This is a genomic window from Brachybacterium sp. GPGPB12 (assembly GCF_038396325.1).
Taxonomy (GTDB): Bacteria; Actinomycetota; Actinomycetes; order Actinomycetales; family Dermabacteraceae; genus Brachybacterium; species Brachybacterium conglomeratum.
Genome location: NZ_CP149573.1, coordinates 3,673,673 through 3,697,775 on the forward strand (window position 1 = coordinate 3,673,673; position 24,103 = coordinate 3,697,775).

Genomic DNA, 24,103 nt, shown 5'->3' on the forward strand with positions numbered 1-24,103 from the left:
GAGACTGCACGAGGGGACGTAGCTGGGGTCCTCGATCAGAGCGATCTTCTCGACCAGCGAGCGACGACGGCCATGACCAGGCCGATAGCCCCGGTGACGGCGAAGAGCATCCCCAGGCCGCGTGGCGCCCTCGACTCCCGAGGCGGCCCGGCGGCCGGGCCGTCAGCCGTCGAGTGCGGCATCGAGAGGATCCGTGAGGTCCTCGACGCGGGTGGGCTCCAGGCGCTCCCCGTCGACGAAGAAGGTGGGGGTGCTGGTGACTCCGAGCGCCTCGGCGTCGGTCGCACTCTGCTCGATGCGCGCGAGGGTGGCCGGATCGTCGTAGACCTGTTCGAAGCGCTCCATATCGAGGCCGAGCTCCTCGGCATACCCGAAGAACGCCTCCCGCTGGGACGTCTCCTGATGACTCCATTCCTCCGCGTTGTCGAACAGCGTCTTGTACATGGCTTCGAACTCGCCTTGCTCGCGAGCCGCTTCGGCCGCCTGCGCGGCCTCGACGGAGTTGCCGTGCAAGGGCAGGTAACGGACCACGAAGGTCACCCGGTCGCCGTATTCGGCACGAATCTCTTCGACCGCGGGATACAGGGATAGACAGGCTTCACATTCGAAGTCAAGGTACTCCACGAAGACGGCCTCGCCACCTTCCGAAAGCCGCGGGCTGTCCTCTCGAACGAGCTGACCCGTCGCGGTTCCCGTGGCCTCTGAGGATGCCGTCTGGTCTTCCTTGGGGTCGAGAAAGATCACGAACCCCGCGAAGACCAGGCCGGCCACGGCAATCAGTCCCAATGTGAGCTTGACACTCCTGCTCATGCGGGTCCTCCTGTGGTCGTCGGCTTTCGCAGATCGTCTCTGACGAGGCTGGATGACTCCTGCGCGGCGGCGTGTCCGCGTGTCCGGGCGGCGCGCATTCCGTTGGCAATGACGGCCACCTCGGCGACCTCATGGACTAGGACGACCGCAGCGAGACCGAGGACTCCACTCAGTGCGAGGGGGAGGAGCACGACGATGATCAACAGCGACAGGGCAATGTTCTGGGTGATGATGCGCCGTCCACGACGTGCATGGTCGAAGGCGGCCGGGAGGAGGCGCAGGTCGTGCCCGGTGAATGCAATGTCGGCCGACTCAATGGTCGCATCCGAACCGGTGGCACCCATCGCTATCCCGATGTCCGCGGCGGCCAGTGCTGGGGCGTCGTTGATGCCGTCACCAATCATCGCCACCGGAGCAGTGCGGGAGAGCTCGCTGATCGCGGCGGCTTTATCCTCGGGGCGCGCGCGGCCCGGACGTCGCTGATCCCGGCCTGGGTTGCGAGGGCTTGCGCGGTGCGCAGGTTGTCTCCGGTGAGCATGGTGATCCCGATGCCTCGTCCGCTGAGAGTGCGGATCACCTCGGGAACTTCCGGCCGTAGCTCATCGCGCACTCCGATCGCCCCGACCGGCTCATGCTCGTGGTGCACGATGACCACGGTCATGCCCTGAGTCTCAAGTTCCTCTACTCGCTCCGCGAGGGCACCCGATGCCAGCCAGCGCGGGCTTCCAACCGTGATCACGGCTCCGCCCACGACTCCCTGGATTCCCTGACCAGCCAGCTCCATCACTTCGGTCGCCTTCGGTGCTTCGGGTGCGCGGCGGTGATCGCGGCGCCAGCGGGTGGGTACTGTCTTCGCTCGAGCGCGGCCGCCCAGGCCACTACCTCGCTTTCGACGGCGTCGGCAGTGAGGACGGCGGCGACGGTCGGCTCATTACGAGTCAGGGTGCCTGTCTTATCGAGAGCGACGTGGCGGATACCGCCGAAGCGTTCGAAGATCGCACCGGACTTGATGACCACCCCGAACTTGCTGGCCGAGCCGATCGCCGCGACCACGGTGATCGGCACGGAGATCGCTAGCGCGCACGGCGACGCGGCGACCAGTACCACCAGTGCGCGGGTGATCCACAACTCCGGATCGCCGAGTATCGATCCGATCAGCGCGACCAAGGTCGCGAGAATCAGCACTCCAGGAACCAAAGGGCGGGCGATGCGGTCGGCGAGACGGGCGCGGTCGCCCTTTTCGGCTTGGGCCTGCTCGACCAGCTCCACGATAGTGGTCAGCGAGTTGTCCGTCCCCGCTGCGGTCGCCTCGACCTCGAGAGCTCCGGCGTTGTTGATCGCCCCTGCCGAAACCGCATCGCCAGGTTCGACCTCGACGGGAATCGACTCCCCGGTGATCGCGGAAGTGTCCAGACTGCTGTGCCCTGAGCGCACAATCCCGTCGGTCGCGATCCGCTCACCGGCGCGCACCAGCATCACCTGACCCGCTGTCAGCTCCCGTGCGGCGATCGAAGTCCACGCACCGTCGATGGAGACGGACGCGGTGTCGGGGACCAGCTTCAACAGGGCCCATGACCCGCCACGGGCCCGGTCCATCGCCTTATCCTCCAGCGCTTCGGCGATCGAGTAGAGGAACGCCAGTGCCGCGGCTTCCTCGACGTAGCCCAGGATCACCGCACCGACCGCGCTGATCGTCATCAGCAGACTGATGCCGAGCCTGCCCTTGAGCAGTGCCCGGATCGCGCCGGGCGTGAACGTTGAGGCGCCTAGAAGCAGGCCACTCCAGAAAAACGCAAGGGCGGGTATCTCCGCGCCGGACCACTCACAAAGGAGGCCAGTAAGAAACGCGATCCCGGAGAGCACGGGAAGGAGCACCTCGCGGTCCTTCCACCAGGGCCCGTCACCGTCGTCGTGATCGTCGACGTCGACGCTGTTCACCTGCGGATCCGTCACCGCGCTCACGCGAGAGCCCCCGCATCGCAGCGGCCCGGGACCGGGCAAGCAGGATTGAGGCACACGGCACTCTCATCGACCGCGAGAGTCACCTCGACCAGCGCGTTCAAGGCCGCGGTGAGGTGCGGATCGGAGATTTCATACCGGGTCTGCCGTCCCTCCGGCTCGGCGACCACGATCCCACAGTCCCGTAGACAACTTAGATGGTTCGATACGTTCGACCGCGTCAACTCAAGCTCGCGTGAGAGCACTGCTGGATAGCTCGGAGCCTCCAGAGTGTCAGCAAGATTCGTGACCGCGTCGGATCTGCCATCGCACGGCCCAGGCGGTTCATGATGTCCAAACGAGAAGCAATAGTCAGCACAGGCTGACCATACAGTAGTCGCTGACCACTATGGAAGATCATGGCCGGAGCCAGGGTTCCCGCACCGGCCTCTCCACTGCTTCGCCGGTGCGTAACCGTGCATCAGTCCCTACCTCCCGTGACGCCCACGAAGGAGATTCCCGACTGTGAATCGCCTTGTCTCCTGGTGGGACACCCACCAGATCACCCTGTACCTGGCCGCTATCGCGGCCGGCGCCACACTTGGACTGGGCGCGCCAGGGCTCGCGCCGACGTTGGAGCACTCCATCGAGCCGGTGTTGATGCTGCTGCTGTTCGCCACGTTCCTGAGCGTGCCCCTGATCGAACTCGGCCAGGCATTCCGCGACCGGAGGTTCTTAGGCACCGTGCTCGTGGCGAACTTCGCGATCGTGCCGCCGCTGGCCTGGGCGCTATCACGGTTCGTCGCGGACGACCAAGGGCTCCTGCTCGGCGTGCTTCTGGTCTCGCTGACCCCATGCATCGACTACGTCATCGTCTTCACAGGCCTGGCTGGCGGAGCGCACGCGAAACTGCTGGCAGCAGCGCCCTTGCTGATGCTCCTCCAACTGGCGTTGTTGCCGCTGTACCTGTTCGTTTTCGCGGGCCGCGAGGTCGTCGGCGTGATCGACGTGGCCCCGTTTGTGGAAGCGTTCGTCTCGCTGATCGTGGTGCCGCTGGCCGCGGCGACGGCCGTGCAGGCGCTGGCGCGCCGTCACCAGTCGGGCCGAGCCATCGAAGGCGCAATGGCGCGGGCCATGGTTCCGCTGATGATGATCACCCTCGCGACCGTGATCGGTTCCCAGATCGCTGCGGTCGGCTCGCAGATCGGGACCCTGGCACGCCTCCTCCCCCTCTACACCGGATTCGTCGTTGGGGCTGTTCTCATCGGTGCGGTTGCCTCAAGAGCCACGAGGCTGGATACGCCATCGACGCGGGCGGTGATGTTCTCCGTCTCCACCCGCAACTCCCTGGTCGTCCTTCCCCTCGCACTGGCCCTCCCAGACGCATTTGCGATCGCGCCACTCGCAGTTGTCACCCAGACCCTGGTCGAACTCATCGCCATGGTCATCCTCGTCCGAATCGTGCCCGCAATCGTCCCGGGGACCAAAGAAACGGCCGTCCCGTAACCGACTGCCTCGAACTTGAGCGCTCTGTCCCCGCCGGGACTTTCGTGACAGACCTGCCTGCCATGCGGCGCCGAACACCTCAACAGGACATCCGGAAGACCTACTCCCTGGCCAACCGAGCACCTGCGGCACGAGATCCGAACACCTTCGCGCGAGGGTCGGCCGCGAGAACAATGCTCAACCGAACGATACCGTCCCCCGGCAGTGGAGATCGGGCGCTGCACGGCTATGTGGCCACAGGGCAGGACCGCGCGGCGCAGTGGGAGGCGGTCTACAGCATCGCGCCGCGTACCAAGGCGCCGGTGGTGCGCGAGTTCGTCGACGACGACGGCGAGGTGCAGCGGAGTCTCGAGCTGGCGCGCTGGGGTCTGTACCCCGCGTGGGCGAAGGACAAGGGGCCTCGCCCGATCAACGCGCGCCTGGAGACGATCGCGACCAACGGCATGTTCCGCGGACCGTTCTCGAGCGGCCGGGCCATCGTGCCCATGACCGGCTACTACGAATGGGTCGAGGCCGACGACGGCGGCAAGGACCCGTACTTCATCCACCACCCCGACGGGCGCGCTCTGCCGCACGCCGCCGGCCTCACCTCCGCTCGCAAGGCCGAGGACGGCGACGGCTGGGACGTCACCTTCACCATCGTCACGCGCGAGGCGCGGGACGCCAGCGGTGAAGTCCACGACCGCATGCCCGTCTTCCTCACCGAGGATGCCGTCGCCGACTGGCTCGTCCCCGGGAAGCTCGAGCCCGAGCAGAAGGATCCCCTGCTCGCGCGGCTCGACCAGGTCTCCACCACCATGGCCGCCGAGCTGGTGACCGTGCCGGTGGACCGCCAGGTCAACAACGTCCGCACCCTCGACCGCACGGACCCCTCGCTCATCGCACCGGTCGACGCCGACTGAGCCCACCGGCGCCTGGCTGTCCGGCCCCGAGCGCACACTGAACCCCGTGAGCCCCCAGCCCTTCACTCCCTATCCCGCTCCGCCCGCCGGGGGGAAAGCAAACCATCGACCGTTCTCAGGCGAGCCGGTCGGGGACCTGCTTGCCCGGCCGCGGGCGCCTCGCCGCCATCGACGGTGTTGAGCATCGAGTGGGCGGCCCGCTCGAGGTAGTCCCACAGCGTCTGCTCGTGCAGCGGCGCGAGTTCCAGCTCGTCCAGGGCCACGCGCATGTGGCGCGGCCAGGCGTCCCGCGCCGAGGGCGAGACGGGGAAGGGGGCGTGGCGGATCCGCGACCGCGGATGGCCGCGCTCGGCGCCGTAGGTCTTCGGCCCGCCCCAGTACTGGGCGAGGAAGGTCTCCAGGCGGTGCTTCGCCCCGGTGAGGTCCTCCTCGGGGTACATCGGGCGCAGCAGCGGGTCCTCGGCGACGCCCTCGTAGAACCGCTCGACGAGCCGGGCGAAGGTCGGCGCGCCGCCGACGGCGTCGTAGAAGCTCTGCTGCTCGGGCGAGCGGCCTGCGGGAGTGGTCATGGTCGTGCTCCGTCTGTTCAGGGGCGGGCGGGGGTCACTTGCCCGCTTCGACGAAGCGGGGCAGGGCGAAGGCGACGTGGGCGGAGGCGAAGCCGGCGCGGATCCGTGCCCGCGGCTCCCGCTCGACGCCCCACTGCTGGCCGGGGACGGTCTGCACCACGACGCGGCGCTGGTAGCGGTTGCCGTCGACGTCGAGGATGCCGCTGATGTCCGCCGGCGCGAGGATCAGCTCCTTCCACTGCGGGTCGGACCGGAGATCAGCGGTGACCTGCTCGAGGATCCTCGTGACCGTCTCATCGTCGGCGCCGGCGTCGATGTCGAGGGTGACCACGGCGTTGGAGAAGCCGCGCGCGTAGTTGCCCACGCGGATGATCTCGCCGTTGCGCACCGTCCACAGCACGCCGTCCATGCCGCGCACCTGGGTGGCGCGCAGGTTGATCGACTCGACGGTGCCCTCGGCGTACTCGAGGTCCACCCAGTCGCCGACGGCGACGATGTCCTCGAAGAGCATCACGATGCCCGCGACGACGTCCTTGATGATCGTCTGCGCGCCGATGCCGGCGGCGAGGCCGACCACGCCGAGGCTCGCGATGACCGGGGCGATGTTCACGCCGATCTCGGAGAGGATCATCATGAACGCGATCGCCCAGATCACGGCGCGGGCCACGTTGCGGGCGACGTTCGAGAGGGTCTCGGCGCGGTTGCTCGCGACGTGCCTGGGCGGCCTTCTGCGAGCGGGGATCGCGCTTGATGACGGTGCTCGCCGCGTTCGAGATCCGGGAGCCGGACTGGACCATCGTGGTGAAGAAGCGGCGCAGCAGCCAGCCGGCCACCAGGCTGAGGACGGTGGCCGCCACGAGGATCACGACGATCTTCACGCCGCTGGTGGCGAGCCACTGGAGCGGCTGGTCGGCGAGGCTCAGCGCCTCGTCCGTGGAGGGCGTCGCGAGCAGGGGGCCGAGGTCGGGAGGGAAGTCGTCAGGCATGTCCTCGACGATATCCTCGCCCCGCCGGGGCCGTCATGGTCCGGACAGGGCGAGGCTCGTCACCGTCGGCTCACTCGACGTCCGCGGCGCGCACCCGCTCCTGGCGGGCGACGGTGTCGCGGCCCTCGATGATGATGCGGCGCAGGCCGAAGGGCGCGTCCTCGGAGTCGGCGAGCCACTGGTCCGCGGCCTCGAGCACGCCCTGCCCGCCGTAGGAGTGCGGGAAGTAGCCGGAGACCAGGCGGGTCGCGATCTCGTTCGAGCGCTCCGCCCAGATCCGGGAGATCTCCTCGAAGTAGCGCGGGCGGTACGGGGCGATCAGCGTCTCGTCGGTGACGCGGCGGAAGCCCTGCACCACCGCGGTGACCGACTCGTTGGCCAGCGTGTCCTTCTCGACCGTGCGGCGCCACGCCTTGGCCTTGGCGACCTCGGTGGGCGCGCGGCACGGGCGGTGAGGGCGTGCTTGCGGCCGGACTGGGTGTCGTCGGCCGCGAGTCGCTCGTCGATGCCGGCGGCGTCGATCCCGCCGAGCACGGCCAGGGAGATCACGAGCTTCCAGCGCAGATCGGTGTCGATCTCGCGGCCGGGCAGGGCGATGCCTCCGCCGAGCGACCCCTCGAGGGTGCCGCGGTGCTCGGTGGTGCGGGCCAGGCGCGCGAAGCTCTCCAGCGGCTGCAGGCGCGTGTCGGATCCGGCCTCGTCCTCCTGGGCGAGGGCCCAGACGGCGTCGGCCGCCTGCTCGGTGCGGCCGGCGCGCTCCTCCGCGGCGGCGTACGGGCCCGCCACGGACTCGAGCCGCTGGAGCAGGGTGCGGACCACGGAGGAGGAGCTCTCCCCGGTGAGGTTCGCGAGCACCAGCCGCTGGAAGCGGCGGCTGGGCGGCTCGGCGTCGCGCACCATGTCCCAGGCGGCGGACCACAGGAGGGTGCGAGCCAGCGGGTCCTCGAGGTCGCGCAGGTGCTCCATCGCGACGGCGAGGGAGTCGGCGTCCAGGCGCACCTTCGTGTAGGTCAGGTCGCCGTCGTTGAGCGACCAGAGGTCGGCGCGGCGCCCGGCGAGCTCGGGCACCTCGGTGAGCTCCCCGTCGACGTCGAGCTCGAGCGTCTCGGTGCGCACCAGCTTCCCGTCCTGCAGGGAGAAGCCGCCCACCTGCAGACGGTGCGGGCGCAAGCACCGGGTGCTCCGCCGGGGCGGTCTGCCGGATCGCGAAGCGGGAGACGGCGCCGTCGGCGTCGTGCTCGATCACGGGGGCGAGGGTGTTGACGCCGGAGCGCTGCAGCCACAGCTGCGCCCAGCGGGTCAGGTCGCGGCCGCTGGTGGCCTCGAGCTCGGTGAGCAGATCGCTCAGCTCGGTGTTCCCCCAGGCATGCTTCGCGAAGTAGGCGCGCACGCCGGCGAAGAACTCCTCCCGGCCGACGTAGGCGACCAGCTGGCGCAAGACGGAGGCGCCCTTGGCGTAGGTGATGCCGTCGAAGTTCGTCTCGACGGCCTCGAGGTCGACCATGTCGGCGACGATCGGGTGGGTGGAGGGCGCGCTGGTCCTGCTGGTAGGCCCAGCTCTTCTCCGACAGCGCGAAGGTGGTCCAGGCGTCGTCCCAGCGGGTCACCTCGGCGCTGGCGAGGGTGGAGGCGTACTCGGCGAAGGACTCGTTCAGCCACAGGTCGTCCCACCAGCGCATGGTCACCAGGTCCCCGAACCACATGTGGGCGAGCTCGTGGAGGATGGTGAGGTCGCGCCGCTCGCGCACCGCGTCGGCGACGTCGGAGCGGAAGACGTAGGACTCGACGTAGGTGATCGCGCCGGGGTTCTCCATCGCGCCCATGTTGTACTCGGGCACGAAGACCTGGTCGTACTTGCGGAACGGGAAGTCCTGGTCGAAGGCCTGCTCGTAGAACTCGATCCCGGCGCGCGTCACGTCGATGACGTTCTGGGCGTCGACGTGCTCGGCCAGCGAGGCGCGGGCGAAGACGCCCATCGGGATCGTGCGGCCGTCGCGCGCGGTGACCTCGCCGGTCCCGCCCTGGTAGTTGCCGGCGATCAGCGCGACGAGATAGGTGGAGATCCGCTCGGTGGGGGAGAAGGCCCAGGTCGCCGTGCCCTCGCCCGCGACCGTCGGCTCCGGTGTGGGGGAGTTGGAGATGACGCGCCAGTGGTCGGGCGCGGTGACGGTGAGCTGGTACGTCGCCTTGAGGTCGGGTCGCTCGAAGCAGGCGAACATGCGCCGGGCGTCGGAGACCTCGAACTGGGTGTAGAGGTACACCTCGTCGTCGACGGGGTCGACGAAGCGGTGCAGGCCCTCGCCGGTGTTCATGTACCGACCGGTGGCCAGGACGCGCACGGTGTTCGCGCCCTCGGCGAGGGCGGGCAGGCGGACGCGGGCGCCGTCGAAGCGGGAGGCGGGATCGGGCAGGAGCTCTCCGTTGAGCTCGATCTCGTGGACCTCCTCGGCGATCAGGTCGAGGAAGGTCTCCTGCGTCTCCGCGGCGTCGAAGCGCGGCGTGGTCTCCGTGCGGAAGGTCCGCTCGTCGGTGGTGAGGTCCAGCCGGATCTCGTAGGCGTCGGTGCTGAGGAAGGAGGCGCGGCGGCGCGCCTCGTCCCGGGTGAGGTTCTCTGAGGACATGGGGCCATCCTGCCACCGTGCCCGGCCCCTGCGCTCAGCGTCGGGTCAGGTCCAGGTCCCAGCTGTAGTGCTCGGGCGGCCGCGGCGGCTCCCAGGTGGGGTCCGGGAAGAAGTACTCGTAGCCGGCGGAGAAGGGGTAGGTCCACTCGGCGATGTGTTGCTCGGCGTCGCGGCCGGCGGCGCGGATCCCCTCGACCTCCTCGGGGCTGAAGTATCCGGTGCGCTCGGCGCCCTCGAGCTCGTCCTCGTCCTTGTAGTGCCAGTCGCGGCGCGGCAGGACCACGAGGTCGAGCACCAGGTCGCGGGTGCGCACGCCCTCCCCGGTCCGCTCGTAGGGGGTCTCGAGGTTGACGTAGTAGCGACCCAGCGAGCCGTCGTCCTTGTAGAACAGCCAGATCGAGTAGGGCTTGTCGGGCAGGCCGATCATGAGGATCCCGTTGCCGGTCCAGAGTCGCTTGGACTGCACGCGGGGTGCGGTGAACATGCCCTCGTCGCCGGCGCGGCGCGGCGCCGCCCCGGACTCGAGCACGGGCAGCAGCACCTCGGTGCCGGGGGCGATCCACACCACCACGCCGCGGTCGTCGTCGAGCACGACGGTGCCGGGGCGGACGGTGCGGGTGGGGTGCGCGGGGTGTAGTAGGTCCAGGTCACCTGGTCGCCGGGCGACCAGCGCGGGGTGGAAGACATGGTGGAGGTCCCGGCCGGATCGGCCTCCGCGGACGCCCCGTACCGACCGGCCACCGGGCCGGGGCCGCACTGCCCGTGGAGGGGTAGGCGTATGGGGCGACCATACCGCCTGTCCCGCGTGTTCGCTGGCGGCGCGCCGGACCCGACCGGCTCAGGAGACGGACGCTCCGCGCGGCTGCGCCGCAAGCGGGCAGTCCATGGGATCGGCCTGGCCGAGACCCACCCGGTTGAGGTACTTGATGATGATTCCGTAGGAGGTCAGCAGGTTTGTCTCGACGTAGGTGATCCCGCGCTCGGCGCAGAACTGCTTGACGATCGGCCTGGCCTTGCGCAGGTTCGCCGAGGGCATGCGGGGGAACAGGTGGTGCTCTATCTGGAGGTCCAGCCCGCCCATCGCCCAGTTCATCAGCGACCCGCCCTTGATGTTGCGGCTGGTGAGGACCTGACGGCGCAGGAAGTCGACCTCGAGGCCCTTGGGGATCAGCGGCATGCCCTTGTGGTTCGGGGCGAAGGAGGAGCCCATGTAGACGCCGAAGACCGCCATCTGCACAGCGAGGAACGCGGCGCCCATCCCCAGCCCCAGGGTGGACAGGACGATCACGGGGAACCCGATGACGCGGATCAGCACCAGCAGCGCTCGACCCGGCGGTGCTTGACCTTCTCGTTCTTCAGCGGCGCGGTGATGCCCTCGTAATGCGGCACGAACCCGAACAGGGTCAGGATCGGGAAGAACGCCCAGCCCTGTCGCTTGGCGAACCAGCCCATGAAACCGGTGCGCTCGGACCGCTCCTCGGGGATGAACACCAGCACGCCGCCGGCGATGTCGCCGTCGCGGCCGATGGTGTTGGGGTTCGCATGGTGCTTGTTGTGCTTGCGGTTCCACCACGCGATGGCCAGTCCCACCACGAGGTTTCCGATGATGCGGGAGAACCAGGCGTTGCGGCGGCCGGAGGAGAAGATCTGCTGATGCGCGGCGTCGTGGCCGAGGAACGCGAACTGCGTGAACAGGATCCCGAGCAGCCGCCGCCACGGCCAGTCGCCACCAGGTGCCGCCCAGGGTCAGCAGCGAGCACGAAGGCGCTGACCAGGGCGAGGGTGAGCACGGCGGTGCGCACCATGTACGAGCCTACGTTGCGGCCCATCAGTCCTGCGTCCTTCACCCGCTGTGAGAGCTGGAAGTAGTCCCGGGTCTGGGCGGCGGCCCGGGGCCCTTGGGCACGGGTCGCGCGCGGGGCGTGCTGTGCTTCAGTCGTGGTCATGTCCTCGACGCTAGTGGTCGCACCCGCCTCGGCGCGTCCCCCGCGGGAGCGAACCTCGACCCCCTACCGCAGTAGGGGGTCGGCCAGCGGGATGCGCGCGATCACCCCGAACCCCCCGTCGGGCGTGGGGCCCGCGTCCACGGTGCCGCCGATCGCCCGGACCCGCTCCCCGATCCCCGACAGTCCCATCCCGGAGCCCGGGATCGGCTCCTGCGGGCCGGCGGGACGCTCGTTGACCACCTCGACCAGCAGGGCGCCGTCCGCAGGGACCACCCGCACGTCGATCGCAGCCCCGCGGGCGTGGCGCGGCGCGTTGCTCAGCGCCTCCTGGACCACCCGGTACCCGGTCAGGCCCACGGTGGGGGTCACCTCCGGCGGCGCGACCTCGGCCGTGATCGTCGTCCCCGCGGCCCGGGTGGAGCGCAGCAGGTCCTCGAGGTTCTCCAGCCCCGGCATCGGCGGCTCCTGCAGGTCCTCGTCGGTGCGCAGGATCGCCAGCAGCGAGCGCATCTCCCCGAGGGCCTGGCGCGAGGACGCGGCGATGTCCTCGAACTCCTGCGCGGTGGCCGGGGCAATTCCCGCCAGGCGGAACTTCGCGGTGCCGGCCTGGACGGTGATCACAGACATCGAGTGGGCGACCACGTCGTGCGGCTCGCGCGCGATCCGGCCCCGCTCCGCGAGCTCGTACCGGCGGCGCACCTCCAAGGCGCTGAGCGATTCCGCCCGCTCGACCTGGGAGCTGACCAGCGACCACTGCCGCACCGTGGTGCCCAGCGGCCACCACCCCGCCGCTGACCGCGAGAAGCTCCACCCCGTTGGTCATCATCTCGCGCAGGGCCCCGCCGGGCAGATCCGAGGCACCGCTGAGCGGCTGGGCGACCAGAGTGAGGATCGCGCCGGCCGACCAGGCGGAGACGCTCCAGTACCACCGGTGCAAAGACCGCCAGCACCAGCAGGGCCAGGCAATGCGCGAGCAGCGAGGTCACCGGCCACGGCCAGGGCGCGGACGCCTGCGCCGGGATGGTCACCAGCATCATCGCGGCGACCGCCACCACCGACAGCGACAGCCCGGCCCATGGCCAGCGCACCGCCAGCGGCGGGGCGATGGCGGCCGCGACCGCCACGATGAACGCCGGCCCGGGAGGGACATCGTAGAGCGCGGTGGTCACCGGCCAGGCGACCACCGCCAGCACGAAGGCGGCGAAGGCGATCGTCATCGGGGTCCAGGCGCTCTCGCGCGACCGGGCGTCGGCCTGCGCGGACCGTGCGGGAGGGATGGCGCGGCGCAGGCTGGAGCCGGGTACGGCACCGCCCAGCAGGGGCGCGGTGACCACGATGTCCAGCACTGCGAGGGCGTGGACCATCGCGGGGAAGGACAAGGCGAGCATCAGGCCCAGGATCATCGCGAGCGCCCACTGGCCGGGCAAAGACGTCATCGCCGGAGGGCAGCAACCGGCCCCAGGCCCACCAGGTCAAGCCGCCCACGGCCGCGACGCCCCATGCGACCGACACCCCCGCGGTGAGCACGCGGACGGGCAGTGCGATCACCGCCTCGAAGGCCAGGTCCAGCCAGCGCCGCGGGTCCGTGACCAGGCGCATCATCCCCCTCGCACCCTCCCCGTGGGGGTGGTACCGGGGGTGGTGACCTCGATGCCCCACCGGCGCGGCCGCCTGCGGTCCAGCCGCGCCCAGGCGGAGGCGAGGGTGAGGGCCGGCAGGAGAAGCAAGACTCCCACCCAGATGATCGAGAGGGCGGCCGCCGCCACGACGAGCGGCGGCGCCGAGAGCGAGGCGAGCAGGGTCAGCGGTAGGCCGGGTATCACCAGCACCAGGTCGTGGCGCAGTCGCCGCAGGGCGTGGCGGTCAGGGATGAGGAACATCCGCGCTCCCTTCAGGTCGGCAGGGATACCGTGTGCCCATGGAGCGACCAGCATGCGCCGCCATGGACGTCCCCGGGGAGGTCCCCGCCACGGACAGTACCGACATCCGGGTGCTGATCGTCGACGACCAGTCGATGATCCGCGGCGGCTTCGAGGCGCCGCTGGACGCGCAGGAGGGGATCACGGTGGTGGGCACCGCGTCCGACGGTGCGGGCATCACGGCCGTGGTGGCCCGGCCGCGACCGGATGTGGTGCTCATGGACATCCGGATGCCGCGGGTGGGTGGCCTCGAGGCCACCCGGACGCCGCTCGAGGGGCCCGGCACTCCGCCGAGGATCATCATGCTGACCACCTTCGATGCGGATGAGTACGTGTTCGCGGCGCGCGGGCGGGGGCGAGCGGGTTCCTGCTCAAGGATTCCACGCCGCAGGAGCTGGTGCAGGCGGTGCGGGTGGTGGCCGACGGCGAGTCCCTGCTGGCGCCGCGCGTCACCCGGGCGCTGATCGCCGACTTCGTGGCCCGTCCCGAGCCCGCCGCGGAGTTCGAGGCGAACCTGTCGGTGCTCACCGAGCGGGAGCGGGACGTCTTGCGCCTGGTGGCGCGCGGACTCGCGAACCGGGAGATCGCAGCCGAGCTGGTGATGGCCGAGCAGACCGTCAAGACCCACGTCTCGCGCATCCTGGGCAAGCTGGCGCCGCGGGATCGCACCCAGCTGGTGGTCGCGGCGTACGAGTCCGGGCTGGTGCGGCCCGGGGAGTGAGCCGTCGGGCGCGGGCGCCGCGGTGATGCCCGCAGCGCCGCCGACACCGGCAGTGGTGCCGACGCCTGCGATGCCGGCCGCCGGCGCAGGCCGCCGACGGGTCGGGTCGTGGACGAAGCGCTCTGTCGTGCTCCCGACCGGCGGCGCGACGGGCGGAGCGGGGCGCGCGGCAGGCGGTGAGGCCGCGCGCGGGGGCCAGCGGACAGCGTGTGCACGCCTCGGCGATGATCGCCGGTCCGCCCTGCACCGGAGACGAACCCCCACCTCGAGCGCCGCCTCCGGGACCGCGGGCTGGGATGGTGCGACGGGGAGGAGCTGTTCCTGCGGATACCGACGAGATCGAGGACGCCGGTGCCCGCCCGGTCGCCCCGGCTGACGACGAGCCCTTCACCCTGGGACGCTCCTACGTGACGGCGCTCGCGGTGGATCCCGGCTCCTACGTCCTGGGGCCGGTGCCCGGCGAGGTGGGGGTCCTGCGGATCGGGGTGGGGAGGGACAGCTCCGCTGGCGGGTCGAGGAGACCTCCCAGCCCGAAGGGGCGGGACAGCTCGCGCTGGGCGTCACCAACGCCGTCCAGGAGCAGGTCACCTTCCAGGTGGGGGCCTGGCCGACGAACTCCGCCGATCGGATGAACGGCGGTGGCATGACGACTCCGGTGGACCGCGGCAGTCGCGGCTCCGAGCGCGCGGTCCGTCGCCCCGGCCTGGTCGCCGGGCACCCCCTACGTGGCGGCGCAGCGACTCCAGCGCCCCAACGGTGCGGAGCCTGCCGGGGACGCCCCTGTCACCGTCGTGTTCACGCTCGAGATCGGCGGAGAGGTGGCGGCGGACGCGGCGGAGGGGACCGGGCCCGAGCTCGGGGAGAAGCGACTGAGCAGCCGCCTGTTGTCCACCGTGGGGATCGACGCCTCCTGGGGCCGCCAGGCCCGGTTCGCGGGTGCCGGGTCGCTCACGCTGGTGGGCGTGCTCGCCGGAGCCGCAGGGCTCATGGTGCTCAGGATGCGTCGCCGCTGACCTCGCAGCCCGCTCAGCCCGACCATGCCTCCCAGAGACGGGCGTAGTCGCCGCCGAGGGCTACCAGCTCGTCGTGCGTGCCCTCCTCCACCACTGCGCCGTCGGCCATCACCAGGATCCGGTCGGCGACCCTCGCCTGCGAGAGGCGGTGGGCGACGATGATCGTGGTCCGACCGCGGGCGACCTCGAGCGCCGCGCGCTCGAGCACCCGCGCCCCGGAGGAGCCCTCGTCGGCCGTGGCCTCGTCGAGGATCAGCACGGCCGGATCCTGCAGCGAGACCCGGGCGAGGGCCAGCCGCTGGGACTGCTCGGCGGTGAGCCGCTCGCCCTTCTCTCCCACCTCGGTGTCCAGGCCCTGCGGCGCCCGGTCCACCCAGGCGAGCGCCTCCACCCTGGCCAGCGCCACGCGCAGCGAGCTCGTCGGAGGCGTCGGGGGCGGCCAGTCGCAGGTCCTCCCGCGGCGTGCCGCGGAAGACGTGCACGTCCTGGGAGACGATCGAGGCATGGCGTCGGACGGCCTCGAGGTCCGCGCTCGCGAGATCCGCACCGCCGTGCGGCACCCGGCCGTGGCGCGGGACGAGGGTGCCCGCCATGATCGCGGCGAGGGTCGACTTGCCCGCGCCGGAGGCGCCCACCAGCGAGACGGTCTGCCCGGGCGCGATCTCGAGGTCCAGCGGCCGCGCAGACGATCCGCTCGTTCCCGTCCTCGTCCTCGCCGTAGGCGTGAGAGACCTGCTCGAGGCGGATCGAGGCGTCGCGGGGCACCGCGGTGCCGGGGGAGACCGCGGGGTCGATCGAGGTGATCACCCCGACCATCCTCGCCAGGCTCGCCAGCGCCGACTGGACCTCGTCGAGGTTGAAGATCACCGCCATCATCGGCCAGAACAGGGTCACCAGGTACACCGCCGCCGCGGTGACCAGGCCGACGGGCGCCGCACCGGTCTGCACCAGCACGAAGCCGACCCCGATCACCATCGCCAGCGCCAGGTTCTCGGGCACGTTCAGGCCCAGCACCAGCCGGCTGACCAGGTGCATCACGCGCATGTTCAGCGGCGCGGCGGTCTCCGAGAGCACGGCCACGTGGCGGGTCTCGCGCCGCTCGATGCCGTAGGCGTGCACGGTGGGGATGCCGTGGATGGCGGAGAGCAGGCCCTGGGCGCGGGCGCCCATCGCGATCCGCTCGCGGCGGTAGATCGGGCCGGTGCGGCGCAGGTACCAGGTCGCGGCCAGCACGTACATCGGCACGATGATCACGACCATGAGCAGCAGCCACGGCGAGAGCATCGCCATGCCGCCCAGGGTGATCAGCACCAGGAATCCGAGCTGGATGAGGTTCGGGACGAGGTTGTTCACCGCCCGGGCGGCGACGTCCACGTCGTCGGCGACGCGGGAGAGGGCGTCGCCGATGCCGGTGCGCTCCATGGTCTGCGCGGGCAGGTCCAGGGCGCGGTCGATCACGTCCTCGCGCATCCCGGCGAGGATCCGCTGGCCGAGCGCGGAGATCATCGACCAGCCCGCCGCCATCAGCACCGCCTGGAGCACCCCGACCCCGAGGATCCGCGGCCCCAGCGACCACACCTCGGCGCTCGAGCCGCCGGCGGCGACCACGTCCACGGCGGAGCCGATCAGACGGGGGAGGATCGCGGCGGCGACCGCGCCGCCCACGGTGATCAGCGGCGTGGCCGTGGCCGAGAGCCAGTGCTCCCGCGGCCGCGCGAGCATGAAGCGCATCGAGGCGCCGGGGCCCGCGATGGGCGGCAGGCCGCGCGTGCTCGGCCAGCTGACGGCGCGCGGTCGCGTCCTCGCCGAGGACCTCCTCGAGCGGTCGGTCCCAGTCCAGGCCCGGCATGCGGGTCCCCTGGGATCCCTGCGATGCGCTCATCGCCGCACCACCTCCCGGTACTGCTCGTGTCCCATCAGATCGGTGTGCTCGCCCTCGGCGGTGATCCGCCCGTCGCGGACGAAGACCACGCGGTCCGCCGCCTGCAGCAGCGCCGGGGCGCGGGTGACCAGCAGGGTCGCCCGGTCGGTGCGATGCCGTGCGGCGACCAGCGCCTCGGCGATGTTCTGCTCGGTGACGGCGTCGACCGCGGTGGTCGGGTCGTGCGGCACGAGCACCGGCGCGTCCGCGGCGACGGCGCGGGCGAGCGCGATCCGCCGCCGTTGCCCGCCGGAGAGGTTCGCGCCGCGGTCCAGGATGCGGGTGTCGTAGCCCTCGGGCAGGATCCGCAGCAGGTCCTCGGCGCCGGCGGCGTGCGGCGCCGCGTCGGCCCAGCCGTCGTCGCCGGTCTCCGGCGGGGGCCCTGCTCGGGGGCGCGGGTCGCGAGTCGCTCGCGCAGGGTGCCGTCGAAGAGGTCCACGACGTGCGGCTCGACGAGCAGGTCCGCCCGCAGGCCCAGCCGGTCCTCGGGCGTGATCGCCACCTCGCCCACGCGGGCGCCGCCGTCGACGCGGCCGCTGACCGCGTCGATCACGTCCGCGGCGTCGGCCGGATCCGCGCAGGCCAGCGCCACCACCTCGCCGTCGGCGACGGACAGCAGCGGCAGGTGGAGGCCGCCGGCGGCGCCGCGTCGGCCCGTCCCGCGGTCGCCGCGGTCGTCGCGGCGCGTGGTGAGCACGTCCAGGGTCAGCTCGGGGTCGTCGACCGTGCGGCCGAGGTCCGTGTACAGGTCCCGCACGCGACGCGCCGAGGTGGACATGCCGGCCCACCACACCGGGGCGCCGGAGAGGCCCTGCAAGCATCCCCATCACGTAGCGGGCCAGGCCGACCACGGCGATCAGCACGCCGAGGGTCAGCGCGCCGTCGAGGGTGCGCAGCGAGGCGAGGACCACGACCGCCGCGAGCATCGTCCCGGTCACCAGGGTCGTGAGCCCCGAGGAGAGGCCCGAGTAGCGGGCGTTGACCAGCGCCGCGTCCAGCGCGGTGCGGGAGCGGCGGCGGTAGGTCGCCCGTGCCCGGCTCTGCACGCCCAGGCCCTGCGGCACCCGCGGCCCGTGCACGAGGTCGGTCGCGGTCGCGGCGGCCTCCGCGGCCTGGGACTGCTGGTCGTCGTAGCGGGCGGACAGGGTCGGGGTGATCACGCGGATCACCACGACCATCACCACGATGCCCAGCCCCATCGCGAGTCCCAGCCACAGGTCCATCACGGCGAGATAGGCGGTCGCGCCCAGCACCGCGAGGGTCGAGGGGACCACCCACGGGATCATGTCCATCACGTCGGAAGCTTTGTCCGCATCCGACGTGGCGATCGAGAGCACCTCGCCGGCGGGGCGGCGCACCGTGCGCGAGCGCGGGTCGAGCACCGCGCCGGTCAGGCCCACCCGCGACCGGTGCCGCTCGTACATGACCGCCTTCTGCGAGAGCAGGAAGGTCCACACCCACAGCAAGACGCCCAGCACGCGCAGGAGGATCAGCCCCGCCGCGCCCAGCACCGTCAGCCGCAGATCGCCGGCGAGGATGCCGTGGTCGATGAGGAGGCCCAGCACGATCGGCATGAGCATCTCGACGCCCTCGGACACGGTCGCCAGCGGCAGGATGAGCGCGAGGGTGCGACGGTGGGTGCGCACGATGGAGCGCGCGACGCCGGGGACGGGGCGCGCCGGGGAGGAGGTCGCCGCGGCCGCGGCGGGGGAGGAGTCGAGCACTCGTCCGATCCAACCCGTCCGGACCCTGCGGGGCAAGGTGTTTTCCCTCGCCGTGAGCGGGCCGACGCACGGCGGGCGCGCCGGTGCGACAATGGGGGCTCACCACCCCCGATCCGAGGAGAGTCCATGACTGCCCGTCGTGTGGAGCTGTTCGTCGACCCCGTCTGCCCCTTCGCCTGGATGACCAGCCGCTGGGCGCTGCACGCCGCCGAGGTGCGCGAGATCGAGCCGGTCTATTCGGTGATGTCGCTGTCCGTCCTCAACGAGGGTCGCGAGCTCGATCCCGGCTATCGCGCCATGATCGACGACTCCTGGGGCCCGGCCCGGCTGGCGATCGCGATCGACGCCGCCGAGGGGAACGAGGCCTTCGCCCGCTGGTACACCGCCTGGGGCGAGCGCTACCACGTCGGCGGTCAGAACGAGGACCGTCGCGCGACCGCCGTCGCCGCGCTCGCCGACGCGGGCCTGCCCGCCGAGCTGATCGAGGCCTACGAGCCGGTCGCCGGCGACGAGACCGACAGGGCGCGCGCGCCTCGCACGAGGGCGCGATCTCCCGCGTCGGCGACGAGGTGGGCACCCCGGTGATCTCCTTCGGCGAGGGCACCGCCTACTTCGGCCCCGTCGTCTCCCCGGCCCCGAAGGGCGAGGAGGCCGGGAAGGCGCTCGATGCGCTCGCGACCCTCTCCGGGATCGACGGCTTCTACGAGCTCAAGCGCTCCCGCTCCGGCGGCGTCGACTTCAGCTGACCGCAGCACAGCCCGTCCCCGACGGGTCTCCCACCCCCACCCCACGACAGGAAGACAGCCACGACATGCGCGTGCACATCGGCACCGACCACGCCGGCTTCGAGCTGAAGAACCGCCTGGTGACCCAGCTGGAGAAGAAGGGTCACGAGGTCACCGACCACGGCGCCCACGAGTACGACGCCCTGGACGACTACCCGCCCTTCTGCACCGATGTGGGCGAGGCCGTCGTCGCGCGACCCGGCTCCCTCGGCATCGTGATCGGCGGCTCCGGCAACGGCGAGCAGATCGCGGCGAACAAGGTCACCGGCGTCCGCGCCGCGCTGGTGTGGAACGAGGAGACCGCGCGCCTGGCCCGCGAGCACAACGACGCGAACGTGATCTCCGTCGGCGCGCGCCAGCACTCCGAGGAGGAGCTCGAGGCGCTGATCGATTTGTTCCTGGCCGAGCCGTTCTCCGGCGAGGAGCGCCACCAGCGCCGCATCGACCTGGTCGCCCGCTACGAGACCACCGGCGGCTACAGCGAGGACCAGGGCGCCGGCGCCGACGCGCGCTGATGCCGGAGGGCCATACCGTCCACCGGCTCGCCGCCGCGTTCGCGCGCGGCTTCGGCGGGCAGCGGGTGCGCACCTCCAGTCCCCAGGGACGCTTCTCCGACGCCGCTCGGCTCGACGGCCAGGTCTCGCTCGGCGCCGAGGCGGTGGGCAAGCACCTCTTCCTGCCCTTCGCCCTCACGGCCGACGTCGACCCGGCGGACCCCTCGGTGCGGCACGTCCACGTGCACCTGGGCCTGTACGGGTCCTGGACCTTCGCGGGCGACCCCGGATTCATCGACGCCCACGCGATCGGCGCCCCGCGCCTGCGCGTCGGCGAGCGGGAGGAGGAGAGCGAGGGCACCGTCGACTGGCGGCGGATCGTGCCGCGCGAGACGGTGCGGCCGCGGATCGCCGGCCCCCGCGGCCTCGCCGACCTCACCGGCCCCACCGCCTGCGAGGTGCTGGACGCCGAGGGCCGGCAGCGGGTGCTGGACCGGCTCGGCCCGGACCCGGCGCGCCCGGACCCCGACGGCTCCGCACGGCGCCGCTTCGTCGAGGGGATCCGGCGCTCCCGCACCACGATCGGCGCGCCGCTGATGGACCAGAAGGTCGTCGCCGGGATCGGGAACATCTACCGCGCCGAGCCGCTGTTCCGGGCGAGGCTGGATCCCTTCGTGCCCGGCCGCGATCTCACCGCCGGGATGTGCGAGGAGATGTGGGAGGACCTGGTCGCGCTGATGGCCTACGGCGCACGGACAGGACGGATCGTCACCACCCAGCCCGAGCACCGGCAGATCGAGGCGCGGATCGTCGAACGCTCCCGCGGCACCCGCCAGAACGGGGACGAGGACCCGGACGTGGTGCCCCGCGAGGAGTCCTTCTACGTCTATCACCGCCAGACCCTGCCCTGCCGGCTGTGCGGGACGACGATCCGCTCGAGCGAGATCGCCGCCCGCACCGTGTTCTGGTGCCCGCGCCGCCAACAGGCTCGCAGCCGCCGCGCGGGATGGACCCGCGAGCACCCTGCCGCGCCCTGGGCGCTCGCGCGGTGATTGGTGCCGACGGCAGTACCCTGACCCCCATGCCCGACCAGCCCGTCGCCCCGCCCGACCTGCACCGCGCCGTTCTCGACGACCTCTCCGCCCGCACCCTCTACCGCCTGGCGACGCTCCGCCAGGACGTGTTCACGATGGAGCAGGGCGCGAGCGACGCGGACCTCGACGGGCGCGAGCTCGAGCCGACCACGGAGCCGCTGTGGCTCGAGGAGGAGGGCGCGCCGATCGCGCACCTGCGCCTGCCGCGGGAGACGGACGGCACGCTCCGCATCGGCCGGGTCGCGGTGCGCGCGGACCGACGCCGCGGCGGCCACGGCCGGCGCCTCATGGTCGCCGCGCTCGAGCGGGCTCGGGAGCTCGATCCTCGCGCCGAGGTGCACCTCGACGCCCAGGCATATCTCGAGATGTGGTACGCCTCGATGGGCTTCGAGACGGTGAGCGACGTGTTCCTCGAGGCAGGGATCGAGCACGTCGCGATGGTGTCGCGCCCCGCGAGCACCTGAGCCGGGCCGCGCGTAGGGCTCAGGCGCGGCGCGCCTCGATCAGCTCCACGATCTCGCCCCGCTCGAAGTAGCGCGCCGTCGCCAGGCCGCTCGGCTCGCCGAGCTCCGGGTCCGCCCCGGCCTCGAGCGCGCCCTCGCCACCTCGGTGAAGCCCTTGAAGGCGGCGCCCGCGAGCGGGGACTGGCCGCGGTCGTTCATCAGGTCCACGTCGGCGCCGCGGGCGGCGAGCTCGGTCACCAGGGCGGCGTGCCCGTGATAGGCGGCGAGCATGAGCGGGGTGTTCCCGGAGGCGTCGCGCAGGTTCGCCGGTGCGCCGTGGTCGAGGAAGGCGCGCACGGTCTCGGCGTCGCCCTTCCGGGCGGCGTCGAGCAGGGCGTTGGCGAGCTCGATGAGCTCGGGATTCAGGGAGTCGTCGGTCATCGCCCCAGCGTATTACGCAGGGCCGACGAGCGACTCGGCGATCAGCGGCCACACCAGCAGTCCCGCCGCGATCACGACCCCCAGCAGGTCCGCGGGTCCGACGGGGCTCGGCGCCGCCCAGGTGCGGTGCGTCGCGGTCGCGAAGCCGCGGGAGTCCATCGCCAGAGCCTGCTTGCTCGGCGCCGCGCGGCGTGTCCACCAGCAGAGCGAGGGTGGCACCCGCGAGCACCCGGGGGAGCGGGGACCGCCGAGACCGCGGCGAGTGCGGGCCTCGAGGATCGCCGCCCACTGCCGGCCCAGATGCCCCACCCGCACCAGCGCGATCACGGAGGCGGCGACGGGCCGTCCGGGCAGGTGCAGGCGCTGGCCGAGCGCGTCCCCGAGCGGGGTGGGGCGCACGGAGGCGAGGGCCAGCACCCCGGGGGCGACGAAGGCGGTGATCCGCGCGGCCTCCTTCAGGCCGACGAGCCATGCCTCTCCGGACAGCGCCGGCGCCTCGCCCAGCGCCGCCGTGGTCCAGGCGAGCCCCGCCGCAGAGAGCACGATCGGGAGCAGGCGCAGGGCCGCGCCGCGCAGGCTCCGCACCGCCAGCGGGGCGAGCAAGACGGTCGGGGCGAGGGCGAGCGACCCGCCCTGCCAGCTCTGCACGGCGAAGGAGCCGATCGCGGCGAGGATCCCGATCAGGCTCAGCGTCAGCGGGTTCAGCGCGTCGGCCGGGACCCGGCGGGGCGAGGGCGTGGGCACCGCGCCCGGCGCCGGGGCGGGCAGGTCGTGGCGCGCGTCGGCCGCGGCGACGAGGAGCTCGTCGTGGCTCGCGACGAGCACCGCCGTGCCGCGGGCCCTCGCCTCGCGCAGCGGCTCCAGCACCTCGCGGCGCCGCCGGGCGTCCAGGCCCACGGTCGGCTCGTCGAGCACGAGCAGGCCGGGGCGCTGGGCGAGGGCTGCGACGATCGCGAGACGGCGCTGTTCGCCGCCGGAGAGACGGTGGGGGTGGGCGCCGGCGAGCGGGGCGAGGCCCGCCCGCTGAAGGAGCTCGTCCGCGAGGTGCTCGTCCGTGGCCCAGGGGGAGGCGAGGACCTCCTCCCGCACGGTCGTCGCGACGAAGGAGTGCTCGGGGTCCTGCGGGACGAGGGCGATCCGGGAGGGCTCGGGGCGGGACACGGTGCCCGCGCCCGGCTCCGTCGCGCCGAGGAGGACGCGCAGCAGGGAGGTCTTGCCCGCACCGGACGGGCCGGTCAGCACGGTCAGCCGCCCAGCGCGCGGCTCGAGGTCCTGCGGCGCGGTGAGCCCCCGGGCGGGCACGGTGACGCCGTGCGGCCGCGGCGACGGTCTCGCCGGGTTCGGCCGGTCCCGGTGCCTCCTCGTCGGCCGTCCCGTCCTCGAGCACCCCCGCTGCGACCAGCACCTCCCGCCGCCGGGAGAGCGGCTCGCCCGGTGCTCCGTCGGCAAGCACCCGGGCGCGAGGGCCGAGCACGATCAGCCGGTCCACATGCGGCGCCCAGGGCCCGATCCGGTGCTCGGCGACGACGAGGGTGCGGCCGCCCGTGACCGCGAGGATCGCCCGGCGCACCTCCTCGGCTGTCGGGGCATCGAGCATGGAGGTCGGCTCGTCCAGGAGCAAGCAGGTCGGGGCGCAGGGCCAGCGCACCGGCGAGCGCGATCCGCTGCTGCTGGCCGCCCGAGGCGTCCAGCGGCGCCCGCTCGGGGTCGAGGTCGACTCGCGCCGCCTCGAGCGCCCGGGTCGCGCGCTCGGTGAGCTCCGGCCGGGGCAGTCCCGCGTTCTCCGGTCCGAAGGCGGCGTCGCGGGCGACGGTCGCGCCGACGAGGGCGTGCACCGGGTTCTGCAGCAGCAGGCCCCGCTCCCCGGGCCGGCTGGGCGCGGGGACGAGCCCCTCGCCGTCCCCGTCCTCGGGGTCCAGCGACCCGGCCAGCGCCCGCAAGACGGTCGACTTCCCGCGCCGCTCGCCCCGGCCAGCAGCACTCGCTGCCCGGGCGGGATCTCGAGGTCGAGCCCCTCGATCGTCGGCTCGCGCCGGGTCAGCGGCCGCCAGCGCAGCCCGTCGACGTGCACGGACGCCGCCGGGACGGTCCCGGTGCTCAGGCCTCCACCGCGCGGGCCGCCTCCCGGCCCGAGGCCAGGGAGTCCACCGCGCCGGTCGCGATCAGCGCCCGGCTCGCCGCCCAGCCCAGCACCCCGCACAGCAGCGCGCCCCGAGAGCAGGAAGAAGGCGAGCATCGTGCCGGAGAACAGCCAGCTCATCTCCTGGTAG

At 72.2% G+C, this 24,103-nt stretch carries 24 protein-coding genes and 7 pseudogenes; 9 read left to right on the forward strand and 22 right to left on the reverse strand.

The window, feature by feature from the left end; genetic code table 11:
• Positions 1-35: 35 nt before the first annotated feature.
• From WKH84_RS21345 to WKH84_RS21370, 6 genes and pseudogenes are all read right to left on the reverse strand, one after another.
• Entirely contained in the window at positions 36-182 is a 147-nt protein-coding gene (locus WKH84_RS21345) for a hypothetical protein (RefSeq protein ID WP_341855025.1), read from the reverse strand.
• Positions 163-810 (reverse strand): thioredoxin domain-containing protein, encoded by a 648-nt coding sequence (locus WKH84_RS21350; RefSeq protein WP_341855026.1) that lies wholly within the window; start codon positions 808-810, stop codon positions 163-165. The genes WKH84_RS21345 and WKH84_RS21350 overlap by 20 nt, the downstream gene beginning before the upstream one ends.
• Positions 807-1,220, reverse strand: a complete 414-nt coding sequence (locus tag WKH84_RS21355; RefSeq protein WP_341855027.1) for a hypothetical protein — start codon at positions 1,218-1,220, stop codon at positions 807-809. The genes WKH84_RS21350 and WKH84_RS21355 overlap by 4 nt, the downstream gene beginning before the upstream one ends.
• On the reverse strand, positions 1,211-1,594 hold the full coding sequence (locus WKH84_RS21360) for an HAD family hydrolase (protein WP_341857000.1): 384 nt from the start codon (positions 1,592-1,594) through the stop codon (positions 1,211-1,213). Before WKH84_RS21360 ends, WKH84_RS21355 begins: the two co-directional genes overlap by 10 nt.
• Positions 1,594-2,748, reverse strand: coding sequence for an HAD-IC family P-type ATPase (locus WKH84_RS21365; RefSeq protein WP_341855028.1), 1,155 nt, complete (start codon positions 2,746-2,748; stop codon positions 1,594-1,596). Before WKH84_RS21365 ends, WKH84_RS21360 begins: the two co-directional genes overlap by 1 nt.
• A gap of 20 nt (positions 2,749-2,768) precedes the next feature.
• A pseudogene (locus tag WKH84_RS21370) lies at positions 2,769-3,127 on the reverse strand (metalloregulator ArsR/SmtB family transcription factor).
• A 146-nt stretch (positions 3,128-3,273) separates the two neighbouring features.
• Here WKH84_RS21370 and WKH84_RS21375 point away from each other — a divergent pair.
• A complete protein-coding gene (locus tag WKH84_RS21375; RefSeq protein WP_341855029.1) occupies positions 3,274-4,254 on the forward strand; it encodes a bile acid:sodium symporter in 981 nt (326 codons plus the stop codon).
• A 230-nt stretch (positions 4,255-4,484) separates the two neighbouring features.
• Complete coding sequence (locus WKH84_RS21380; RefSeq protein WP_341855030.1) at positions 4,485-5,156, forward strand: SOS response-associated peptidase; 672 nt, start codon at positions 4,485-4,487, stop codon at positions 5,154-5,156.
• A 62-nt stretch (positions 5,157-5,218) separates the two neighbouring features.
• Here WKH84_RS21380 and WKH84_RS21385 read toward each other — a convergent pair whose 3' ends face one another.
• The 9 genes and pseudogenes from WKH84_RS21385 to WKH84_RS21425 form a co-directional block, all read right to left on the reverse strand.
• Positions 5,219-5,725, reverse strand: coding sequence for a globin (locus WKH84_RS21385; protein WP_341855031.1), 507 nt, complete (start codon positions 5,723-5,725; stop codon positions 5,219-5,221).
• Between the two features lie 34 nt (positions 5,726-5,759).
• The gene (locus WKH84_RS21390) at positions 5,760-6,392 is read right to left on the reverse strand and encodes a mechanosensitive ion channel family protein (RefSeq protein WP_341855032.1); all 633 of its coding nucleotides are present in this window, start codon (positions 6,390-6,392) and stop codon (positions 5,760-5,762) included.
• 389 nt (positions 6,393-6,781) lie between these two features.
• A pseudogene (gene pepN / locus WKH84_RS21395) lies at positions 6,782-9,332 on the reverse strand (aminopeptidase N).
• Positions 9,333-9,366: 34 nt separating this feature from the next.
• A complete protein-coding gene (locus tag WKH84_RS21400; RefSeq protein ID WP_341855033.1) occupies positions 9,367-10,089 on the reverse strand; it encodes a DUF402 domain-containing protein in 723 nt (240 codons plus the stop codon).
• An 81-nt stretch (positions 10,090-10,170) separates the two neighbouring features.
• The gene (locus WKH84_RS21405) at positions 10,171-10,647 is read right to left on the reverse strand and encodes an acyl-CoA desaturase (RefSeq protein ID WP_341855034.1); all 477 of its coding nucleotides are present in this window, start codon (positions 10,645-10,647) and stop codon (positions 10,171-10,173) included.
• Positions 10,641-11,039, reverse strand: a complete 399-nt coding sequence (locus tag WKH84_RS21410) for a fatty acid desaturase (protein ID WP_341857001.1) — start codon at positions 11,037-11,039, stop codon at positions 10,641-10,643. Before WKH84_RS21410 ends, WKH84_RS21405 begins: the two co-directional genes overlap by 7 nt.
• A gap of 302 nt (positions 11,040-11,341) precedes the next feature.
• Complete coding sequence (locus tag WKH84_RS21415) at positions 11,342-11,905, reverse strand: ATP-binding protein (protein ID WP_341855035.1); 564 nt, start codon at positions 11,903-11,905, stop codon at positions 11,342-11,344.
• On the reverse strand, positions 11,896-12,681 hold the full coding sequence (locus tag WKH84_RS21420; RefSeq protein ID WP_341855036.1) for a hypothetical protein: 786 nt from the start codon (positions 12,679-12,681) through the stop codon (positions 11,896-11,898). The genes WKH84_RS21415 and WKH84_RS21420 overlap by 10 nt, the downstream gene beginning before the upstream one ends.
• 195 nt (positions 12,682-12,876) lie before the next feature.
• Positions 12,877-13,158 (reverse strand): hypothetical protein, encoded by a 282-nt coding sequence (locus WKH84_RS21425; RefSeq protein ID WP_341855037.1) that lies wholly within the window; start codon positions 13,156-13,158, stop codon positions 12,877-12,879.
• 62 nt (positions 13,159-13,220) lie between these two features.
• Here WKH84_RS21425 and WKH84_RS21430 point away from each other — a divergent pair.
• From WKH84_RS21430 to WKH84_RS21440, 3 genes and pseudogenes are all read left to right on the forward strand, one after another.
• Positions 13,221-13,918 (forward strand): annotated as a pseudogene (locus tag WKH84_RS21430) (response regulator transcription factor).
• Positions 13,919-14,214: 296 nt separating this feature from the next.
• Complete coding sequence (locus WKH84_RS21435) at positions 14,215-14,550, forward strand: hypothetical protein (RefSeq protein WP_341855038.1); 336 nt, start codon at positions 14,215-14,217, stop codon at positions 14,548-14,550.
• A gap of 93 nt (positions 14,551-14,643) precedes the next feature.
• Positions 14,644-14,931 (forward strand): hypothetical protein, encoded by a 288-nt coding sequence (locus WKH84_RS21440; protein ID WP_341855039.1) that lies wholly within the window; start codon positions 14,644-14,646, stop codon positions 14,929-14,931.
• Positions 14,932-14,944: 13 nt separating this feature from the next.
• On the opposite strand, the gene WKH84_RS21445 is transcribed toward WKH84_RS21440, so the two are convergent.
• The 4 genes and pseudogenes from WKH84_RS21445 to WKH84_RS21460 form a co-directional block, all read right to left on the reverse strand.
• Positions 14,945-15,190 (reverse strand): hypothetical protein, encoded by a 246-nt coding sequence (locus tag WKH84_RS21445; protein WP_341855040.1) that lies wholly within the window; start codon positions 15,188-15,190, stop codon positions 14,945-14,947.
• A 253-nt stretch (positions 15,191-15,443) separates the two neighbouring features.
• Positions 15,444-15,566 (reverse strand): annotated as a pseudogene (locus WKH84_RS21450) (ATP-binding cassette domain-containing protein); the annotation flags it as partial.
• 298 nt (positions 15,567-15,864) lie between these two features.
• Positions 15,865-16,662: pseudogene (locus WKH84_RS21455) on the reverse strand (ABC transporter transmembrane domain-containing protein); the annotation flags it as partial.
• Between the two features lie 147 nt (positions 16,663-16,809).
• Entirely contained in the window at positions 16,810-18,576 is a 1,767-nt protein-coding gene (locus WKH84_RS21460; protein WP_341855041.1) for an ABC transporter ATP-binding protein, read from the reverse strand.
• A gap of 126 nt (positions 18,577-18,702) precedes the next feature.
• On the opposite strand from WKH84_RS21460, the pseudogene WKH84_RS21465 reads away from it, so the two are divergent.
• The 4 genes and pseudogenes from WKH84_RS21465 to WKH84_RS21480 all read left to right on the forward strand — a co-directional run bounded on the left by WKH84_RS21465 (position 18,703) and on the right by WKH84_RS21480 (position 21,413).
• Positions 18,703-19,322 (forward strand): annotated as a pseudogene (locus WKH84_RS21465) (disulfide bond formation protein DsbA).
• Positions 19,323-19,387: 65 nt separating this feature from the next.
• Positions 19,388-19,876, forward strand: a complete 489-nt coding sequence (locus tag WKH84_RS21470) for a ribose-5-phosphate isomerase (protein ID WP_341855042.1) — start codon at positions 19,388-19,390, stop codon at positions 19,874-19,876.
• The gene (locus tag WKH84_RS21475; protein ID WP_341855043.1) at positions 19,876-20,907 is read left to right on the forward strand and encodes an Fpg/Nei family DNA glycosylase; all 1,032 of its coding nucleotides are present in this window, start codon (positions 19,876-19,878) and stop codon (positions 20,905-20,907) included. The genes WKH84_RS21470 and WKH84_RS21475 overlap by 1 nt, the downstream gene beginning before the upstream one ends.
• A gap of 29 nt (positions 20,908-20,936) precedes the next feature.
• On the forward strand, positions 20,937-21,413 hold the full coding sequence (locus WKH84_RS21480; protein ID WP_341855044.1) for a GNAT family N-acetyltransferase: 477 nt from the start codon (positions 20,937-20,939) through the stop codon (positions 21,411-21,413).
• A gap of 19 nt (positions 21,414-21,432) precedes the next feature.
• On the opposite strand, the pseudogene WKH84_RS21485 reads toward WKH84_RS21480, so the two are convergent.
• The 3 genes and pseudogenes from WKH84_RS21485 to WKH84_RS21495 form a co-directional block, all read right to left on the reverse strand.
• A pseudogene (locus tag WKH84_RS21485) lies at positions 21,433-21,833 on the reverse strand (ankyrin repeat domain-containing protein).
• Between the two features lie 12 nt (positions 21,834-21,845).
• Positions 21,846-23,135, reverse strand: a complete 1,290-nt coding sequence (locus WKH84_RS21490) for an ATP-binding cassette domain-containing protein (RefSeq protein ID WP_341855045.1) — start codon at positions 23,133-23,135, stop codon at positions 21,846-21,848.
• A complete protein-coding gene (locus tag WKH84_RS21495; RefSeq protein ID WP_341855046.1) occupies positions 23,078-23,773 on the reverse strand; it encodes a hypothetical protein in 696 nt (231 codons plus the stop codon). Before WKH84_RS21495 ends, WKH84_RS21490 begins: the two co-directional genes overlap by 58 nt.
• Positions 23,774-24,103 lie beyond the last annotated feature (330 nt).

Coding starts and splice junctions, on each gene's coding strand:
- WKH84_RS21480 (WP_341855044.1), top strand. CDS start 20,937: ATGCCCGACCAGCCCGTCGCCCCGCCCGACCTGCACCGCGCCGTTCTC.
- WKH84_RS21385 (WP_341855031.1), bottom strand. CDS start 5,725: ATGACCACTCCCGCAGGCCGCTCGCCCGAGCAGCAGAGCTTCTACGAC.
- WKH84_RS21475 (WP_341855043.1), top strand. CDS start 19,876: ATGCCGGAGGGCCATACCGTCCACCGGCTCGCCGCCGCGTTCGCGCGC.
- WKH84_RS21360 (WP_341857000.1), bottom strand. CDS start 1,594: ATGGAGCTGGCTGGTCAGGGAATCCAGGGAGTCGTGGGCGGAGCCGTG.
- WKH84_RS21350 (WP_341855026.1), bottom strand. CDS start 810: ATGAGCAGGAGTGTCAAGCTCACATTGGGACTGATTGCCGTGGCCGGC.
- WKH84_RS21470 (WP_341855042.1), top strand. CDS start 19,388: ATGCGCGTGCACATCGGCACCGACCACGCCGGCTTCGAGCTGAAGAAC.
- WKH84_RS21415 (WP_341855035.1), bottom strand. CDS start 11,905: ATGTCTGTGATCACCGTCCAGGCCGGCACCGCGAAGTTCCGCCTGGCG.
- WKH84_RS21435 (WP_341855038.1), top strand. CDS start 14,215: ATGGTGCGACGGGGAGGAGCTGTTCCTGCGGATACCGACGAGATCGAG.
- WKH84_RS21425 (WP_341855037.1), bottom strand. CDS start 13,158: ATGTTCCTCATCCCTGACCGCCACGCCCTGCGGCGACTGCGCCACGAC.
- WKH84_RS21345 (WP_341855025.1), bottom strand. CDS start 182: ATGCCGCACTCGACGGCTGACGGCCCGGCCGCCGGGCCGCCTCGGGAG.
- WKH84_RS21420 (WP_341855036.1), bottom strand. CDS start 12,681: ATGATCCTGGGCCTGATGCTCGCCTTGTCCTTCCCCGCGATGGTCCAC.